This is a genomic window from Maritimimonas sp. 2205BS37-2 (assembly GCF_056591755.1).
Genome location: NZ_JBWQOI010000001.1, coordinates 1,231,506 through 1,251,172 on the forward strand (window position 1 = coordinate 1,231,506; position 19,667 = coordinate 1,251,172).

Annotated in this window: 18 protein-coding genes; 11 read left to right on the forward strand and 7 right to left on the reverse strand. The window is 31.9% G+C overall.

The window, feature by feature from the left end:
* Positions 1-25 precede the first annotated feature (25 nt).
* From AC1EUU_RS05880 to AC1EUU_RS05890, 3 genes are read left to right on the forward strand one after another with little or no spacing between them, the layout of a single operon-like run.
* Positions 26-3,097: a hypothetical protein gene (locus AC1EUU_RS05880; RefSeq protein WP_480200454.1), complete on the forward strand. Its 3,072-nt coding sequence runs from the start codon at positions 26-28 to the stop codon at positions 3,095-3,097.
* A 56-nt stretch (positions 3,098-3,153) separates the two neighbouring features.
* Positions 3,154-4,878 carry a DNA polymerase III subunit gamma/tau gene (gene dnaX, locus AC1EUU_RS05885; RefSeq protein WP_480200455.1) on the forward strand — a complete coding sequence of 575 codons (1,725 nt, stop codon included), beginning with the start codon at positions 3,154-3,156 and terminating at the stop codon, positions 4,876-4,878.
* Position 4,879: 1 nt separating this feature from the next.
* Positions 4,880-5,461 carry a MiaE family protein gene (locus AC1EUU_RS05890; RefSeq protein WP_480200456.1) on the forward strand — a complete coding sequence of 194 codons (582 nt, stop codon included), beginning with the start codon at positions 4,880-4,882 and terminating at the stop codon, positions 5,459-5,461.
* Positions 5,462-6,042: 581 nt separating this feature from the next.
* Here the strand turns inward: AC1EUU_RS05890 and AC1EUU_RS05895 are convergent.
* Entirely contained in the window at positions 6,043-6,378 is a 336-nt protein-coding gene (locus tag AC1EUU_RS05895) for a DUF4870 domain-containing protein (protein WP_480200457.1), read from the reverse strand.
* A 177-nt stretch (positions 6,379-6,555) separates the two neighbouring features.
* On the opposite strand from AC1EUU_RS05895, the gene mnmE reads away from it, so the two are divergent.
* The 8 genes from mnmE (at position 6,556) to AC1EUU_RS05935 (ending at position 13,799) form a co-directional block, all read left to right on the forward strand.
* On the forward strand, positions 6,556-7,947 hold the full coding sequence (gene mnmE, locus AC1EUU_RS05900) for a tRNA uridine-5-carboxymethylaminomethyl(34) synthesis GTPase MnmE (protein ID WP_480200458.1): 1,392 nt from the start codon (positions 6,556-6,558) through the stop codon (positions 7,945-7,947).
* Between the two features lie 164 nt (positions 7,948-8,111).
* Positions 8,112-9,269: a tyrosine-type recombinase/integrase gene (locus AC1EUU_RS05905; protein ID WP_480200766.1), complete on the forward strand. Its 1,158-nt coding sequence runs from the start codon at positions 8,112-8,114 to the stop codon at positions 9,267-9,269.
* A 282-nt stretch (positions 9,270-9,551) separates the two neighbouring features.
* A complete protein-coding gene (locus AC1EUU_RS05910) occupies positions 9,552-9,833 on the forward strand; it encodes a helix-turn-helix transcriptional regulator (RefSeq protein WP_087522710.1) in 282 nt (93 codons plus the stop codon).
* Between the two features lie 19 nt (positions 9,834-9,852).
* Entirely contained in the window at positions 9,853-11,058 is a 1,206-nt protein-coding gene (locus AC1EUU_RS05915; protein WP_480200459.1) for a primase-helicase family protein, read from the forward strand.
* Between the two features lie 208 nt (positions 11,059-11,266).
* Positions 11,267-12,118, forward strand: a complete 852-nt coding sequence (locus AC1EUU_RS05920) for a toprim domain-containing protein (RefSeq protein WP_480200460.1) — start codon at positions 11,267-11,269, stop codon at positions 12,116-12,118.
* Positions 12,109-12,609 (forward strand): mobilization protein MbpA, encoded by a 501-nt coding sequence (mbpA, locus tag AC1EUU_RS05925; protein WP_480200461.1) that lies wholly within the window; start codon positions 12,109-12,111, stop codon positions 12,607-12,609. The genes AC1EUU_RS05920 and mbpA overlap by 10 nt, the downstream gene beginning before the upstream one ends.
* On the forward strand, positions 12,606-13,469 hold the full coding sequence (locus AC1EUU_RS05930) for a relaxase/mobilization nuclease domain-containing protein (protein WP_480200462.1): 864 nt from the start codon (positions 12,606-12,608) through the stop codon (positions 13,467-13,469). Before mbpA ends, AC1EUU_RS05930 begins: the two co-directional genes overlap by 4 nt.
* A 12-nt stretch (positions 13,470-13,481) precedes the next feature.
* Positions 13,482-13,799 (forward strand): DUF6730 family protein, encoded by a 318-nt coding sequence (locus AC1EUU_RS05935; protein WP_480200463.1) that lies wholly within the window; start codon positions 13,482-13,484, stop codon positions 13,797-13,799.
* 113 nt (positions 13,800-13,912) lie between these two features.
* On the opposite strand, the gene AC1EUU_RS05940 is transcribed toward AC1EUU_RS05935, so the two are convergent.
* The 6 genes from AC1EUU_RS05940 to AC1EUU_RS05965 form a co-directional block, all read right to left on the reverse strand.
* Positions 13,913-14,620, reverse strand: a complete 708-nt coding sequence (locus tag AC1EUU_RS05940) for a hypothetical protein (protein WP_480200464.1) — start codon at positions 14,618-14,620, stop codon at positions 13,913-13,915.
* 31 nt (positions 14,621-14,651) lie between these two features.
* Complete coding sequence (locus AC1EUU_RS05945) at positions 14,652-15,116, reverse strand: hypothetical protein (RefSeq protein WP_480200465.1); 465 nt, start codon at positions 15,114-15,116, stop codon at positions 14,652-14,654.
* 10 nt (positions 15,117-15,126) lie between these two features.
* Positions 15,127-15,852 carry a hypothetical protein gene (locus tag AC1EUU_RS05950; RefSeq protein ID WP_480200466.1) on the reverse strand — a complete coding sequence of 242 codons (726 nt, stop codon included), beginning with the start codon at positions 15,850-15,852 and terminating at the stop codon, positions 15,127-15,129.
* Positions 15,853-15,864: 12 nt separating this feature from the next.
* Positions 15,865-16,635, reverse strand: coding sequence for a hypothetical protein (locus AC1EUU_RS05955; RefSeq protein WP_480200467.1), 771 nt, complete (start codon positions 16,633-16,635; stop codon positions 15,865-15,867).
* Between the two features lie 101 nt (positions 16,636-16,736).
* Entirely contained in the window at positions 16,737-17,453 is a 717-nt protein-coding gene (locus AC1EUU_RS05960; RefSeq protein ID WP_480200468.1) for a hypothetical protein, read from the reverse strand.
* A gap of 18 nt (positions 17,454-17,471) precedes the next feature.
* On the reverse strand, positions 17,472-19,649 hold the full coding sequence (locus AC1EUU_RS05965) for a M12 family metallopeptidase (protein ID WP_480200469.1): 2,178 nt from the start codon (positions 19,647-19,649) through the stop codon (positions 17,472-17,474).
* Positions 19,650-19,667 lie beyond the last annotated feature (18 nt).

Genomic DNA, 19,667 nt, shown 5'->3' on the forward strand with positions numbered 1-19,667 from the left:
TTTTTTTTAATACCTTTATACTGCTATGTTTAAGACCTTCTACCAATACCTCAATAAGCTAAAGCTACACCATCTTTTTTTCATCGTTTTATTACTATCTATTGGCATGGTTACTGCCGCCTATGCGTTTTATATCAACGAAGCAGTTAGTCATCCTCAATTTATAAAATCTGATAGCAGTAATGCTTTTATTGAAAACGCGAACATATTAATTGAAGAGAAGAATAGAATTACATCTAAAGTGTTGTTTTTTATCACAGATTTTTTCTGGGCACCACTTTTAATGTTTATGCTTTATCGGATTTTAAAAAGCCTAAAACGATTTAGGCTTAAAGCATGTAAAATTATTTTTATAGTAGTTGCGCTATTAGCATTAATAACAGATTTCATAGAGAATAGTTTATATCTTGCATGTAACATTTCTGTTATCAAAACATTTATAGCAGTAAAAGAGGGACTCTATGCTCTAAGTTTTTTACTATTTCTTTATTTTCTAATACTTCCGGTTTATAAAAAATTACTAAGGTTTGTGTGGTACGCCCGGGTAAGTTTGATTTTTATAGGTGTAATTGTAGTATTGATTACCAAAATTGAAATGGGTGGAGATATTGTTATTCATCTCTTCTACACCCCTTGGAGTTATGTAATCACCTTGATTCTTATTGTCACCATAGCGATACCAACATCTCATTATCCAGAATATTTTAAAATTAAAAGTGATGGAAATAACTCTAGGTATGCATTTCATATCAACCAAGCAAAAAAATCCAGACCTTTTTTATTAGGCATTTTCAATAAGATTATAGAAGCTTCACCATTTCGGATAATCTATTACAAAAGAAAGCCAAATTTAACCACACTCTCTGGTGCTCAAAAAAGAGAAGGGGCGCAGTTTAGTGTTTTTAGAAGAAGCATTGGTGTTCTTTTATTCATTGCTTTTATTTATATTCTTCTAGATAACTATCGAACTTTTTTAAATGTAAAGTTCCCTGTAAGAGCTTTTGTTTTTTGTACTCTTTTATTATTAATTCTCTTTGTGAATTACATCTCTAATTTAAAAAATGAGGCTTTTCAACATATTTTCAAAAAAACACCAACTCAAAGTGAAAAAAATGCCATTAAAAAATTTCAAAAATACGTCGCTGGGTTTTATCCAATGTTTTTAATAAGTATAGCTTGTATAGCTACAGGCCTATATCTTGTAAATATTAGTGATTGGAGAGCTTCCACCTTGTTTTTTACTGTACTTACTTTAATAATTATGGCAATCACTTTTATATTATTTAGTGTTTGTAGGTCGTGGTTTAAATATGTTTTCTGGTTTAAGGCAGGTGGTCCGGTAAGTGAAGATGGGTCTGCTAATTATACAAGTACGGTTGTTGCTGGGAATATTAGTAAAGCCCCCAAGGCTATGTCATTTTTGAATAAGTTGTATTGGTTTAGTGATAATATAAAATATCTAAGAGGCATTATTATTTTAGGAAGTTTATGTGTTGCTGCTTTTATTGCTTTAAATGTAGATTGGAAATTAAATCATCTAATCAATTTTATTACTGTTTTATTAATTGTTTATATGACCTACTACGGTGTATTTCTTATCTATTATAAGCATCGTCTTTATATCAATCAAGAAAGAAAATATGTTCTGTTTTCTGGTTTTAAATATTTCTTTTGGAAGTCACTAATGCCATTATTGGCGGTTCTTTTTATTAGTGTTGGCGCTTTTACGGTTGTAAATGGTAACGACTTGCATTATATACAGAATGACATTGAAAGAGAGCCTTCTAACGAAATAAGTTTAAATGCCTTTAAAGACGCTATTAGAACTAAAGATAAGCACTTGTTTGTTAGTTCATATGGCGGAGGTCTAAAATCTAATGTATGGACCATGTTGGTTTTAAATGCATTAGAGAAAGAAAACGCTACAGATAACTTTTTCGATCATGTGCGATGCCTTTCTGGAGTTTCTGGTGGCGGAATAGGTATTACCAATTATGCCTTACTTAGTGATGATCCTACCCGACGGAAGCAACAAATTGATGCTATTTCTCGATTCAATTTCATTACGTTAGACCTAACATATCTAACTGGAGGTGATTTAATAAGAGAATATATACCTTCTAAGAATTATTTTAAAGGTAGAGATCGAGCTTATTATGGTATGCAACAACATTTATTGGCACGAGATGCGTCTCCTTGCTCTTTACATGATGTTGGCTATTTTGAACAATTTAAACGTACTTTTGATGCTAGAAACTATTTCCCGCCATTAATAATTAATACCATTTCAACTACAGGGAAGCAGGGAATCTCCTTCTCATTACCCGTAAACAATAATCGTACTTTTGATACTATCTTCCCGGGAGCAATTAATATACTGAACAGTAAAAAAGACACCTCTTTATCATATTTGGGAGCGGCCTCACCAACAAATAGATTTCCTATTTTAAGTCCTTCTGCTAGCATTGAAGGTAAGGGGCACTTTATTGATGGAGGTGGTTTTGATAATTCTGCAGCGTTAAGCACCGAAAATCTTTACAATTATCTTAAAAAAGAAATCAAAGATAGCTCAGCAGTGAAGTTTATCAATATAAGTGTATCTAAAAATGCATTTATACAAGACTTTATTGACAGAAATAAAATTCAGAGAAAAGAAATTAAAGCTTCCGCTGAATTACCTGCAATTATCGCAACTGGGGCTGCAACAAGCGGTGTGCCAGCATATATACTTAATAAATTGAGAAATAGTGGTCGATTAATTCAGGTTGTATTACCACATACATTTTCTTTTAAAGACTTGGTAAGCACCTTAGGTGGTGAACCCGATTTTGATAAGACAGAAAAACTCGAAATAATTAAGTTAATTGAAGAAAGTAATCAACAAATAATTGATTTAATTGAAAATCAAACTGCCGATACTTCTATAAAATACCAAGTGGTACAACCTGCAACAGGAAGATTAATGAGTAAGCCTTCTATTAACTTTCAAAAAGTAATGCTGATGCATCCATCTGTTAGGAAAGAAATGAAAAATGTGAGAAAATTCTTATCTACTAAAAATAATGTTAATAATATCATTGAAAAAGAGGGTGCGTAATAGCACATTTTTAAATTTAATTTATAATTTCGTCCTTATTATTTCTATCCCAATCAATGGAACATTTTATAGTATCTGCACGAAAATATAGACCTCAAAATTTTGAGGATGTTGTAGGGCAACAAGCCATTACAAATACGTTGCAAAACGCTATAAAAAATAATCATCTAGCACAGGCACTTTTATTTACTGGCCCAAGAGGTGTAGGTAAAACTTCTTGTGCCCGAATTTTAGCGAAGCAGATCAATCAAGATGGGCAAGAGATTAATCCTGATGAAGATTTTGCCTTTAATATTTTTGAATTAGATGCTGCTTCGAACAATTCTGTAGATGATATTAGAAGTTTAACAGATCAGGTACGTATTCCTCCTCAAACGGGTAAATACAAAGTATATATCATAGATGAGGTACATATGCTTTCGCAAGCGGCTTTCAATGCTTTTCTAAAAACTCTTGAAGAACCACCTGCACATGCTATTTTTATTCTGGCAACTACCGAAAAGCATAAGATTATACCTACCATATTATCTCGTTGTCAAATATTCGATTTTAAACGAATTGGAGTCTCTGATGCCAAAGACTATTTAAAGAAAATTGCCCAGAAAGAACGTATTAATGCAGAAGATGATGCATTACATATTATAGCACAAAAAGCTGATGGCGCCATGCGTGATGCTTTATCAATTTTTGACAGGGTTGTTAGTTTTTCTGGTCAAGAACTTACGAGACAAGCTGTAGCTGAAAATTTGAATGTATTAGATTATGATGCCTATTTTAAAGCTACCGACTTCATCTTAGAGAATGATATTCCTAATGGTTTAATTCATTTTAATGAAATTTTGGCCAAAGGATTCGATGGGCATCACTTTATTAGCGGATTGGCATCTCATTTTAGAGATTTATTAGTTGCAAAAGATAAAGCCACAATTGAGCTATTAGAAGTTGGTGATACCGCCAAGAAGCAATACTTAGAACAGGCCATAAAAGCACCTATGCGCTTTTTGTTGCAGGCTATAGACCTTGCTAATGATTGTGATTTAAAATATAAGTTGAGTAAAAATCAGCGTTTACTCGTTGAATTAACTCTTATGCAATTAGCCTCTATCACTTTTGATGGAGAAAAAAAAAAGCCTAAGCACTTTATAATTTCGGCAAAGAATTTTATTAATACTTCTAAAATTCCTGCAGATGTTTCTCAGGTAAAACAAGAAAAACGTGCAAAACCATTGGCCACTACTAAACAATCTTCTATAGTAAAACCTGCAAAAAAGGTGGATGAGCAAGTAGAAATACTTGAAAAGCCTGTTTTAAGAACAGAAAGAAGAAGAGCATCTGCCCTTTCATTAAACAGTATTCATAAAAAGAAAGAGGTAAAAAAATCAATTAATGTAGATGAAATTAATAGTGATGATTTACCTAAAGACCCATTTACTGAAGCTTCATTTTTAAAACTATGGCATCAGTATATAGAAAAATTACAAAATAATGGTGAGAAAATTGTAGCGTCAATTATGAACACCGATACCCCTAAGTTAAATGGATTTATAGCCGAACTTACCTTTCCAAACAGTATGATGAAAGGTGAGTTTAATAAAGTAAAACCAAGAATATTAAAATTCTTACGAGAGGCGTTAAACAATTATAGTATTGATTTTCAGATAAATGTAAATGAAGAAAACACAAAGAAGTTTGCGTACACTCCTCAAGAAAAATATAATAAATTGCTCGAAAAGAATAAAGCACTAGCCAAACTAAAGAATACGTTTAAATTAGATTTGTAAAATGTTAGGATTAAAATTTGATACCGAAACTTCTTGGGCAGAAGTTGCTGAAAATGATTTGCAACAAATATTAACCGATCATGCTTTTGCCGAACAAAAAGCGGCATCTAATGCTGTTTCTATAATTATAAATTATCCTGAAGAAACAGAATTGGTTACAGCGATGGCAGATGTTGCTTTAGAAGAAATGGAACATTTTAAAATGGTACATGAACTAATGAAAGCTCGCGGTATGACTTTAGGAAGAGAACAACGTAATGATTATGCCTTATATTTGCATAAGTTCTTTCAAAAAAGCGGTGATAGAAAAGTACAATTAGTGCATAGATTATTATATGCTGCCTTGATCGAGGCCAGAAGCTGTGAGCGCTTTAAAGTCTTTTCAGAGAATTTAGAAGATCAAGAACTTTCTGAGTTTTATAAAGACCTTATGGTTTCTGAAGCCAATCATTACACATTGTTTTTAGGGTTTGCTCGTACGTATTTAGATAGAGATCTTGTAGATGAAAAATGGCAAGGATTATTAGCTTATGAAGCAGATTTTATGAAATCTAGAGGCACAAAGCCTAAAGTACATGGCTAAATCTTAATAGTAAGTAAGAGAATCGATTAAATTTGGGCAAAAAAATAAGGAGAAAAGTTATTGTAGAATTTGCTTGGTTTAGCTGATAACTTCTCTCCTTTCTCCCCTTTCTGTTAACTCCAAATTAATTTGGAGTGAATTTTACGAAAAAAATAGTAAGGAGAAAAGTTACTCGTAGGTGTTAACTCATAGTTTTAACTTTTCGCTTCTCTCCTTTCTCCCCTTTTCTTTAGCTCCGTTAAAGAGTAGATAAGTTGTATAGTAAGGAGAAAAGCTACTTGTAGCGTTATTAAACTTTTCACTTCTCTCCTTTCTCCCCTTATACTTTACTCTCTAGGAGTATATTGTTATGAACGTTATTATACTTTTGATTATTGTACAGGACAAATGTATGGCGAACATCATTATCAGTCAATAGAGCTATCGGTGATTTTTAAAACTCATGGTTTTCAGGGAGTTTAAATAGTATTTATAAACAACTTATTAACAATGTTTTAACACTAAAAAAATGCCGAAAATCTGATTTATGCCAAAAAAACCGGTCAAAAAAACCGGTATTTTTTTTCATTTTTTTTTCACAATTACACAATTCTCATGGAAAACGGGTAGTTCGGTTGCTCTCCATTACTCGCTTTTATAGCATTAATTATTGGAAATATAAAGTAAAAGACTGAAAGTACTACAAAACCTAACAATCCAAGACCAAAAAATAAGATTAATGGTATACATAATAAAGAGTATATAATCATACTTAAGCGAAAGTTGATAATACTCCTTCCATGCTCATCCATATCGTTAATTTTGTCTTTATTGGTTACCCAAATAATAAGCGGTACTAAAAATCCACCTATTATAGTTACTAAATCTAACAATTGACTTAAGTGTGTAATGACTAATAATTGATTATTTTTTTTCATGGTTTTTGGCTTTTGTCCCGTTATTACGGGCAGTTTGATTAATGAATGCTTCTATAAATAGGACGCTAAAACTACTTTTTTGTTACAATACATTATGAATCAACTCATTGAAGTACTTCCTAATTTAAGCGCTAAAGCTTTAGTTTTTACTAATTTTACACTCTTTATAGTAAACTTATGATTCAAAATGATACCATTATTGCTCTTGCAACGCCTTCTGGTGTTGGAGCTATATCAGTATTAAGGATTTCTGGAACCAATGCAATACATGTTGTAGCACAATTCTTTAGATCGATACATAATAAAGATTTAAAAAAACAACGCACGCATACAATACATCTCGGTCATATTATAAATGACCAGAAGGTATTAGATGAGGTCTTAATTTCTATTTTTAAGGCCCCTAATTCATACACAGGTGAAAATGTAGTAGAAATTTCATGCCATGGCTCTGCTTATATTCAACAAGAAATCATTCAACTTTTTTTACAAAATGGATGTAGAATGGCCGATAATGGTGAATTTACCATGCGTGCTTTCCTTAACGGAAAAATGGATCTAAGCCAAGCAGAGGCCGTTGCCGATGTTATCGCCTCTAATTCAGAAGCTTCTCATCAAATGGCAATTCAGCAAATGAGAGGCGGTATTACCAATGAATTAAAAGCATTACGCCAACAATTATTAGATTTTGCCTCTTTAATTGAATTAGAATTAGATTTTTCTGGTGAAGACGTTGAATTTGCAGATAGAACACAATTTAAAGAATTAGTAGCTAAAATAACTTCTGTTTTAAAGCGCTTAATCGATAGTTTTGCCTTTGGAAATGCTATGAAAAATGGGATTCCTGTTGCGATTATTGGCGAACCGAACGTTGGAAAATCTACACTCTTAAATACCTTATTAAATGAAGAAAAGGCTATTGTATCTGCTATTGCCGGAACCACTCGAGACGCCATTGAAGATGAAGTAATTATCGATGGTGTTGCGTTTAGGTTTATTGATACGGCAGGCATAAGAGATACAGAAGATATAGTTGAGAACATAGGTATTAAAAAAGCATATGAAAAGGCCGAAAAAGCGCAATTAGTAGTTTTCTTAGTAAGTGCCGAAAAACTCAATGCGAATAGCATTCAATTTCATACTGATCTGAAAAAGATAAAAGAGCGATTTGCTAATAAACGTCTTTTGATCATAATAAATAAAATTGATGCGCTTTCTAAACAAACAATTGCTTCAATAAAATTAGATATTCCTGAGGCATTGTTGCTATCTGCTAAAAACAGAACTGGTATCGAAAATTTAAAATCTGAATTAACCTCTTTGGTAAATACTGGTGCTTTAAGTAGCAATGAAACCATTGTTACGAACTCACGTCATTTTGAAGCATTGAATAAAGCTCTTGAAAGTATTATTGCTGTACAAAATGGTATAGAAAATAATTTACCGTCAGATCTTTTTGCAATTGATATTAGAGAGTGTCTTCGACATTTGGGTAATATTACAGGAGAATATGATGTTGATAAAGATATTTTAGGGAATATATTTTCTAACTTTTGTATTGGAAAATAGATATTAATTTTATTTGGTTCTATTTACCCTCAAATAGTTGTAAATCAAATGATTGTTAAAAACTTTATAAATTTTTCTTTCCTTTAATTTAATAATATTCATACTTTTATTGTGTCTCATGTGTGTCGCATTTTTGGCGAGACACAAAAAAATGTGTCGTTATGATAAAAGTTCATTTAAGAAAGAAAAAATTAAGGACAGGAAAACTAAGTCTATATATTGAATATTATAAAGGCATACAAACCCTAGAAAGCGGAAAAATTAAACACCTTAGAGATTACGAGTATTTACAACTCTATTTAGTTACTAACCCAAAATCTGCCATTGAAAAGAAGAAGAATAAAGAGCAACTCCAATTAGCTGAGCAAATTCTTGCAATCAGGAAAGCAGAAGTCTACCAAGGAAAATACAGAATTCGGAGTGAACATAAAGGTAAGACTACTTTACTAGATTTTTATGAACAAAAGAAAGAGGAACGTTATGAGACAAAAGGGAATTATGACAATTGGGAAGCCGCACAAAAGCACTTAAAAAAGTATTGTCCGAAACACATAACCTTTAATGATGTAGATATTGATTTCATAAAAGGGTTCAAGAAATATTTGAATACTGTAGCAGTAACTAAAGGCAATAAGAATCTGGCACAAAATACAAAACACACATACTTTAACAAGTTTAAAGCAGCATTGCGAGCTGCTTTTGACGAAGGCTATATGAAAGAAAACCTAATAACAAAGGTCAAAGGGTTTACCATGGCGGAATCCAAAAGAGAATATTTAACTTCTGCAGAATTGCAAAAACTCTCGAGAACCCCTTGTGAAGTAAAGGTATTAAAGTCTGCCTTTCTATTTTCAGCACTAACCGGTATAAGATGGTCGGATATCAATAAATTAACCTGGTCTGAAGTAAGAAATGAAGGAATAGATAGTTCAGGAAATGAAATCTTTCGTATCATTTTCAAGCAGAAAAAAACGGAAGGAATGGAGTACTTGTATATTTCTAAACAGGCAAGGGAATTGCTTGGAGAACGGAAAGAGCCAAATGATCGCGTATTTACCAATCTTCATTATAGTGCCCATATGAATCTAAAATTATTGCGATGGTGTATGTTTGCTGGCATTACTAAACATATCACTTTTCATTCCGCCAGACATACGAATGCTGTTCTACTTTTAGAAAATGGAGCTGATATTTATACAGTTTCTAAAAGACTAGGACACAAAGAAATAAGAACTACAGAGATTTATGCCAAAATTATTGATAAAAAAATGAAAGAAGCAGCACATTTAGTACCTAAACTTGAACTTGAAAACATCGAATAAGACTCAATCTAACGTTTTTGTTGTTAATAACTTCATATTTCATCATTTAATCTCATTTTATTTACTTTTAAATCAAACGTTTTAAAATTTTAATTTATGAGTTTCGTGTATTTTGGATTTATATGTGCTTAAATGAATGTATTTAACTGTTTATCAGTTATTTGTGAATAAAAAAATTCTGAAAAATCCACCTTACACCTTCTTTCTTTTTACTTTTATTTCAAGAATTCAACAAAAAGAAACAAAGCGCTTTGTTCATTATTAATCTATAAATAGAAGAAAATGGACAATATTAAACTAGAAGAAAAACTCGATAGAATTGAGAGCTTATTATTAGGCTCTAAACAAGTACTTACTTTAGAAGAAGCGTGTGATTATACAGGTATATCACGCAGCTATCTCTATAAATTAACTTCCGCTGGTATTATTCCTCACAGTAAACCAAATGGTAAAATGATATTTTTTGATATCAATCGCCTAAATGAATGGCTTTTACGAAATGATCGAAAATCCAAATGTGAAATAGAGAACATGGCACTAGACTATGTTTTAAAGAAAAAATAAACATCTAAATCACATCATCATGAAGACAATACCATATATAAGGGTGGGAACCTCCTATTATAAAAAAGTACAAGCTCCTACCATAGCTGGACATTTTAATGAAATACTAGTACCATGGAGTATTGAAACCATTCGGCAAGATCATGGTAAGTCTTATTTGAGTAAAATCTCAAAGTATGATGGATTTACTTGTATACCAAATCACATTGATTTTAAACAGGAATACAAAGGCTTTTATAATATCTACTCCCCTCTTAGCAAAACACCGAAAGAAGGTATAATAGAAACTTCTCTGAATTTTGTAAAACACATTTTTGGGAAACAATATGAATTAGGCCTAGATTATCTACAACTATTATATGTTAGACCCATTCAAGTGCTCCCTATTCTTTGTTTAGTATCAAAAGAGCGTTCAACTGGGAAAAGTACCTTTTTGAAATGGCTTAAGGAGATCTTTGATAATAACCTTACCTATTTAACCAATGACAGCTTTAGTAGTCAATTCAATTCTGATTGGGCAAATAAGCTATTGATTTGTATTGATGAAGTATTATTTAATAAAGAAGAACTTACTGAACGGATCAAATATCTAAGCACTACTAATATCAATAAGCTTGAAGCTAAGGGTAAAGACAAACGTGAAGTTGAATTCTTCGGAAAATTTATCCTTTGTAGTAATAACGAAGACAACTTTATTAAAATTGACGCCAACGAAACCCGGTTCTGGGTAATCAAAGTACCAGTCATTGAAAAAGAACATACAGATTACCTTAAAAAGCTTACCTCTGAAATTCCCGCATTTCTTCATTTCCTTAAACAAAGACAACTCTCTACAAAACATTTGACACGCATGTGGTTTACACCACAGCAAATCAAAACAATTGCTTTGAAAAAATTAGTTCAACACAATCGTAATCGTGTTGAAAAAGAGTTGGCGAGTATCATTTTAAGTGTGATGGAAAAATTTGATTTGGAAAAAGTACACCTATGCCCTATTGATGCATTACATGCACTTAACAAGACACGAGTTAAAACAGATTTAACACAACTTCGAAGATTATTAAAAAAGGATTGGAAATTAAAGAACCAGGACAATTCTAATAAGTATCAAAAGTTTGTGATTTGGAGTGATGGTGATATGGATTTAAAAGATGCAAAAGGGAGGTATTTTACCATAGAAAAGCCTTTCCTAACCCAAAATTTTGATGAATTGATGACAGATTGAGCCGAAGCCAGTGTTTATGGGGCTTAACGCCGTCATCACTTTGTCATCATTCTGTCATCAAAATAAAAAGTGATGACAGAAAATAATGTAAAAAACACAAAAATGATGACGTGATGACAAAACGATGACAGAGAAAACTCAATGTTTACCAATCTTACAGAGGGATTGTCATCAAATCATCAAAAATGTTCTAAAAAATGAAGAGCTCATGAAAAAAGAAAAAATAAACTGTAAAAAAGCTCGAAATCTTTGCCTGCTCCAGGTGTTGGCAAAATTTGAGCATTTTCCCAAAAAGGAATCGGAAAAAGAAGCTTGGTTTCTAAGTCCATTACGGTCAGAAACACAAGCCTCTTTTAAAGTATCTAAACTAAAAAATAGATGGTACGATCATGGTTTAGGCATTGGTGGAAATGTTATTGACTTAATCATTCAACTATTGAATTGTACAGTTAAAGAAGCTTTGATTTTTTTAAACAATGACACTTCTCTCTTCTCTTTTCAACAGCCGCCCATTTCTAAAATGAAAAGTACTGGGTTGTCAATTATAAAAGTACAACCAATACAGCATTCGGGGCTAATAAATTATGTAACCTCAAGAAAAATACCATTGGTTATTGCCAAGAATTATTGTCAAGAGGTCTGGTATCAAAATAATGGTAAATCATTTTTTGCTATGGGGTTAAAAAATCATGATGGCGGATGGGAATTGCGAAACAAATACTATAAAACTTCTACCTCCCCTAAAACATTTAGTTACATCAATAAGGGTCATAAAAGTTTACTGGTTACCGAAGGTATGTTTGATCTGTTTTCTCTGGATATTTTGTTACAAGAGAAAATAGACGAACTCGGTCTATTAATTCTTAATTCCGTGGCTTTTGTAAAAAGAATAATTCCTATTCTCAATAATTATGAAAAAGTCCTTCTCTATTTAGACAATGACGGTTCGGGTGATTTGGTAACAAATTATCTATTGAATGCATGCTCACAAGCACATGATTGCAGGGAGTTTTACAAAGAATATAAGGATGCAAATGAAAAGCTGATGTCATGGGAATAACAACAAATAAACATAACAAAAAAAATCCTGACAAAACAGTTCTTCAGTTAACTGAAGAACATTTAAAAAATGGTATTACTATTCATTTAGATATCGGTAAAAAAGATTTGTTGGAAACAAATTCGAGATGTGTGCCTGTGGGCACAGTCTCGATTACTCCCGATGGTCGCAATGAAAAAAAGAGTCGGTTTAAGCGGAAAACCGAACTCATAAAATTCAGGTGTACTGCCATGGAAAAAAAATTATTGAAGAACAGGGCGAAAAGATCTGGGTTGACACTCAGTGAATATTTTAGACGAGTAGCATTTGAAAAAAAGATTACTGAACGCTTAACAGAAGATGAGATTCTAATATACAGCACACTGGTCAAATTTCATAACAACTTTAAATCTATTGGTAACATGTATCGCAAACGCAATCCTAAACTTACTAAAGAAGTATATCGATTAGCCAATGAGATAAAAACTCATTTACAAAAATTGTCACCATGATTGGAAAAGGAAAAGCAATCGCTCATACACAAGCTTCGGTAGCATATGGATGGAATCAGGAAAAAGGAGCGGAAGTTATCTTCAAGCAGGGACTGGTTGGGGATAACCCTAATGAAATTACCCAGGAGTTTAAAATGGTCCAGGACCAGAACTACCATTGCCAAAAGAATACACTGTCCTTTGTGATTAGTCCAACCATAGAAGATGGAAAACGATTACAGCAAAAAGATTTAGAAATGATCTGTAAGCGATTTATGAAAGAAATGAAATTGGAGCAAAGACAGGCTATTGCATTTGTCCATAGAAATAAAGAGCATACACATATCCACTTATATGTAAATCGTATTGACTTTCATGGTGTCGCTTATAATGATAGCTTTATCGGAAAACGAAGTCAACATGCAGCTGAAAGAGTGGCGGAGCAACTACAATTGACTATGGTGAAGCAAGTACAATTTGAAAAGCAATTTTTGTTAAAAGAAGTTCGACAGGAAATCAGGAGAAGGCATGAATTGAGCCTAAAACAATTCACTCCTAAGAATTTTGAAGCTTATATCAAAGCCATGCATACCAATGGCGTAAAAGTACTTCCAAGTATCAATAAAGCAGGGAATATTCAGGGATTTCGATTTGAATTTAACGGTTATAATTTAAAGGGAAGTGAAGTGCATCGTAGTATGACCGGAGGCAACATCGGGCAACGGCTTTATGGGCAATCTAACAATTTGGTGAAAAATATTGCTCCGGTAAAAGTTTTGGATAAAGCTATACCATTAGCTCCAAGATTGGCATTAAGTATAGCAAAGAAAATTGCGAAACGTATTATAAAGCATTCTATTGATGCAGGAATAGGAATTTAAAAAATTAAAATAATGACTAGAATCAAAGAATATATGGAACTGCTAACTTCTGAACTAGAAGAGTTCCGTAGTGACGTAAACAGGTTGGAGAATATTAATGACCAAATCAAAGATGTAAAAGTAGCCATTGACCTTTCGGAAATCAAACCTCTCTTAGAAGAGTATAATAAGGAACTTAAAAGGCAAAGCGAACTACAAGAAAGACAATATAGAAGATTTGAAGCCTTATTTAAAAAAGCAGGAGTCTATCCTAAATGGGCGATTATTACTTTTATTCTTGCAATTGTGATTTCAGTGGCATCTTTGAGTATGCTTATCAGACAAACGTAATCCCAGAAAAACCTAAACAAACTACCACTATTGAGAACATATCTAGAAACAACAAGTAATATCAAGCTTAGTATAAAAGGTTAAATTATACTCATAAATGATTTCAACCACTTTTAATTAATACGGTTTATTTCTATTCCGTTATGAAGATAAGAAGGTCTAAAAAACTGAATTTCTCCTGTAGATATCTTTGCTAATTTTGGCGAAATATAGATATAGATTTCTTTTGAAGTATCTTGATTAAATACATAGTTTATTTCTCCATCAACTGCATAAACTTCAGTTATATACTGTCCTCTTCCTAGAAGAACTGATTCACCAGGGTGAGTATTAAACATCTTATAGCTAAGGATATATCTAGCTCCTCCAGTTGCTCTAAATTTTAATACTATCGGAAATATTCTTCCATAATTTATACTACCATCTGAAGTTCTCTCCTGGAAAGAGCCTTTTAATCTTGTAATCTCATCTTTAGAAGTTGCATACCCCCATAAGATGTTTCCTATGCTCCATGCACGTTCTCTCCATAGGCCATAAAATGATTCTAGTTTTAGTTGGGCATCAACTGATTTTGACGGAGTGATTTTCCAAGAATTTATTGGTTCCTCATTGAGAAGTGCACTATTTGCCTTAGATACAGGTATTTTCAATCTATTAAGATCATTGATTGAGATACCCTTAAGATTAATCTTAAGTTCTTTTATTTTTTTACTGATATCATCTTTGCTAATATTGACAGACTTTTTATGCTTTTTAATTTGGGCATGGGTTGCTGTTAACGTTAATAACGCAAAAACGATTATTATCACTACCTTTTTCATTGTCTCTTTTTTTAATTAATTTGATCTACTTTTACCCCACCTTTTGAATTACGGCGTTATAGGTACCATCCTTTTTCTTTAATGCACTATTTGAATTAGTTTCCATGTTGTTTAATTCATGCTTTACCTCTTTTCTTTTTTTTAAAAGTTGCTTGAGGGTTATACAATCAAAGTCCATTAGTGTTTCAAGTTCTCGTATCTTTTCATCGATTAGTTTGTATCCCTCAGCTACAGTAAAAAACTTCAACAGTAATTTGTCAGAAGCGGTAAGGTTTTTAAATTTTAATCCTAGTGGTAATTTGGTAGAAGAATTAAGATTAAATGACTTAGAAGAACTTTTCCTTGCATTTTTTTTAGCCCAACTATGCAATTTTTTACTATTTACTTTAATCATTTGATGATATAAATTATCAACTTTACTATTTCCTGTAAGGTTTTGTGAGGTTATTGAGAATGTAACAAAAATGAATAAGTTTATAAAGACATAATTTTTCATGTTTTCAATATTATTTAAGGTTTTCGATTTTTAATTCACTAATCAGAACACCATGCCACGTATGATTCTCTCCTCCTCTATCAATCATTGGAATTGGTGAAAAACTGAAGATAATATCGGCGTTTTCGTTTTGTTCAAATATATATATGAATTCGTTTTGTTCGTTTAATTCGACTCTTGACACCCAACTATCAGATGCATATGTTCGCCCATTTGATCTATTTATATAAATAAACTCTCTAGCCTGTTTCCTTCTTGTATTATTCTTAAAACTTATACGGTAAACCTCCCCTCCTATTGCTCTAAATTTGAACCATAACTGCCAAATTTTACTTTTAGGAAAATAAGAATAGCCATCATTCATATCATTAACATAATCATCGATTTCACTGTCAGGTCCATATTTTTCGTTATAATACCAATAACTTGGAGAAGTTGACCCACGATTTACGGTTAATTTTAATGCCCCATCAATCATCTTGTTAGGGCGTATTGTCCATATTCTCTTGGGTTCTGACTCTATCTGTTCTTGCGTAGCTCGTGCAATTGGAATTTTTAATTTTTCAAAATCCTTAATTGATTTTAATTTACTTAAGTTATTTATTCTTAGCCCTTGTTCTATTTTAACTTTATTAACCTTTTTTGTGTTAATTGATACTTTAGGTTTTCTAATTTGGGCATAAGTTGCTGTTAACATTAATAATGTAAAAACGATTGTCATTGCTATTTTTTTCATAGGGTCAATTTTTTAATTAATACGGTCAATTTTTATCTCGTGAGTATTGATAAGTTGCCAGTATCCTCTACCATCATTAATTTTGCGATTAACTATGGGTACGCCAGATAATGAAATTATAACCTCTCCTGATTTTGATTTTTTAAAAACATAGTTAAACACATTGTTTTCATTATATATTTTAGAAATAGATCCCTGGTTATTAGATAAAGAATTTATCGCTATATATAAATAATGAGATCTAGATTCTGGATAAACATAAAGCTGCCTGATTTTTAACCTGTATTCTACACCTCCTGTTACTCTAAATTTAATTTTAAGTGGAAAAGTATCATATTTATTGTTTTTTACACGACCTTTATCCAATAACTCAAGTGAGTTTTGTAATTGTCTATCAATATTCCAACCCCAAATCCACCTGTCTTTATTAAATGTTCCTTTAATTGATTCGAATCTTAGGAATCCATCATTTAGCCTCTGAGGATGAATTTTCCATGTTCTAGTCGGCTTAGCACTTAATTTTTCTTTTGTCGCCTTGGCTACTGGTATATTGAGTTTGTTTAAATTTTCAATGGATTTTATTTTACTTAAATCCATCACTTTCAAGCTTTGTCTAGCATTACCTATTTTAACATTTTTAGAGTTTACTGACACCTTAGGTTTAACTTGTGCATAGATTGTGCTAAGTGTTAGCACTATTAAGATGACCGTAGAGAGCGTTTTTTTATTTACAAAATTGGTGTTACCCTTGTAGTGTTCGTGGTTTTTCTTTGAAAAGTCCATAGTTTTAGTTTTTAAAATGAATATTATTATCTATTTGATGTTGGTTTAGTAAAAAAGTATCATTGTAAATGATTAGAATTCAATTTGTATAATTCCTGTTTCTAGTCAAAACGACTTATTATTATTTCCTTTATTCCTGTGGATAAAAAACCATCCACTTTACCATTTAATTTGTGTAATCTTGGCGATATATATATATAAACTTCTCCCGAGTTATTTTGCTTGAATAAGTAGTTAACTTCCTTATGTTCATTTAAATTAACTTCTGAAATATATGATTCTCTACCTATATAAATTGAGGGATTTCTACTAATATTTATGCTTTCGTGAAATTTTATTTTTAAAATATATTCTGTTCCGCCAGCGGCTATAAATTTTATTATTTGAGGGAAAATATGCCTCCACTGTCCACTACCATTATAACCTCCTCTATTACTAAATTCTTCCTTACGGTCTATAATATTTAAACCTATTCTTTCACTCACAGCTCCACTTCCAATCATCCAAGTTTCTCGACTCCATATTCCATATAACAACGTTAGATATAAGTTATCGTCATATTGTTTCATTGGATTTATACTCCATATTCTCGTTGGCTTATCGGTGAGTTTATCTGCACTAATTTGTGAAATTGGGATATCGAGTTTATTCAAATCATTAATAGATATCTTTTTAAAATTTGTAATTTTTATACCTTGTGGTGTAGGCTTATTTTTCTTTATCTTAACTTTTTTATTACTTGTATATATCTTTGGCTTAACTTGTGCATTAACTGTAATTGCGAATGCAGCTAAAATGACTATTACTAATTTTTTCATGATTAATGCTTTTTAATTTTATTCAATCTCAATTTTAAAAGTTAACTTGGCTTTGATTCCACTATCATATCCTTCAATCTCCAATTCTTCACCTACTTGACCTACATAATTTACATCAAACCGTACCCCATCTATATCGCCTAGATATATTTCACCATTTGATGTGTTTATAAAAAGCTCAATCCCTTTAATACCAGGAAAAGGATTAATATCTACAGTTTCATCTCTATTTTCATTACTAGCAAGCCCGTCATCATCCCTCAGTTTTAACCAAACTTTAGCAAATTGTTCATTTCTAGGTATGGCATATCTAAATTGCCAATTTGGTGAAATATCATTATCTGATTCTTCTACTTTACCACTGTTAAACCTTTCAGTTGGATTACCGCTATTTCCTGGTCTCCAGTTCCAACCGGGACCAGTTTCATTTTTCATATAAAAATCTATAGCCGTTTTACGACCTCCATCTTTATCATTTGATCTCACTCTTTGTATAGTAGTTTTTACAATACGTATTGAAGTCAAAGGCTTTGTAACGAAGCTTATGTAATCTTTTTTATAAACTAAATTAACACCATCCACATCCATATCCGATAATCCTCTACCACCTCTTACTGCATCATTGGTTCTTGAATTCACTAAAGTTGGTCTGCCATTTTTACTAAAGGCATTTCCAGAATAATGCATAATGGAATTTGGATCGTATGGTGTAACTTTATAGGCATCACCAACATGTTTTTCGAAATTATGCTTTTGATCATCTATAATATTTTCCCAAAGTACTTTTACAAATCTATCTCTATCACTTCTACTTTGTTCATGCCAAAACCCAGCAGCATGTAAGATTTCATGTATAATCACATCTTTTGGCATATCATGATCAAGGTTTATTCGTTGCCACAACCTATGTCTACCTACTCTACTAGTTCCTCCTCCTAAACCAGGCTTCTTAAAAAATACAATATGATGTACCTGTCCATTGTTTGGTACGATATTTAAGTTAGTTCTTGAATTTATTTCTTGAATTGCCTCTCTAATCGCTCGTCGTTCTGAAGAACTGAACTCATTCCTAATTCTATAAGGAATTATACCATGAGGCCATAACCAGTCTCTGTCTATAAGCCCATCACTAATACGCACAGTAGCAGCTTGAGAAGTAGAATTAGATGTCTTGAAAGTACTAAAATCTCTTTTTTTAGGGTGTGGCTTTGGTTTAGGATCAACTACATTTCGTGAATCTCCTAAAACAATATCTCCTTGATAAATAGCAAGATTATTTTTTATTATATAAGAAATGTTTTGTTTTGTTTTAAAACCTGGAAGTAACACATTCTTCTTCAAAACTTTTACATTACTTATAACTGAAGAGTTCGGCTTCGCCCTAATATACTTATTGGTTGTCAACACATTAAATTGCACTTTTTTTGGAAGTAGTTTCCTGTTTTGATTATAAATAGTCCATTTACTGCCATTATACCAAACACCAGTAGCATTAGGGTTATATGTGCCTATCCAGTTTGGTGTAGTGAATAGCGTAGATTCTTTTGTTAACTGTAAAGGAGAGTTTATTATACTGACATGCCCCTTAGAATTATTACTATACTTAAAGCCGTGAAGATTTAAATAACCGATTTTGTTTTTACCAGAATTTAATACAAGTACATTAAATTTTGTACCAATAGGTATTTTCTGTTTTGTGTTTTCGTTATAAATTTTCCATTTACCTTGGCTATACCAAGTACCTATATTTGAAGTATTATATTTTCCATAATTTTGAGTCACAAAAATCAATGCTTTTGGTTTGTTGTCAGTTAATGAAGAATTTATAGTTGTTATGTGACCTTTGGTATTAGTAGCACTTGTTTTATATACAAATACCTTATCTGAGTTCTCTGGAATTACTAGAATATTGAATCTTGCATTTCTTGGTATAGGTTTTCTATTCTGATTAAAAATTTTCCATTTTCCGCCATTATACCAAACCCCTATTTCATTGTTATTATATGTTCCAGAGTTTTTTACACCGTAGTTCTGTGTAACTATTAAAACCGTATTGCTTTTCCCATTTGTAGCTTGGTTATCAATTGTGGTTATATGACCAATGGTATTACTTGTATTAGCCACATGGCTAATAATTTTCTGTGCATTTAGATTAAAGAAGAATAAAAGCGTTAAAAATTTTATGATCTTTTTCATGATTTTATTTTAAGTGAT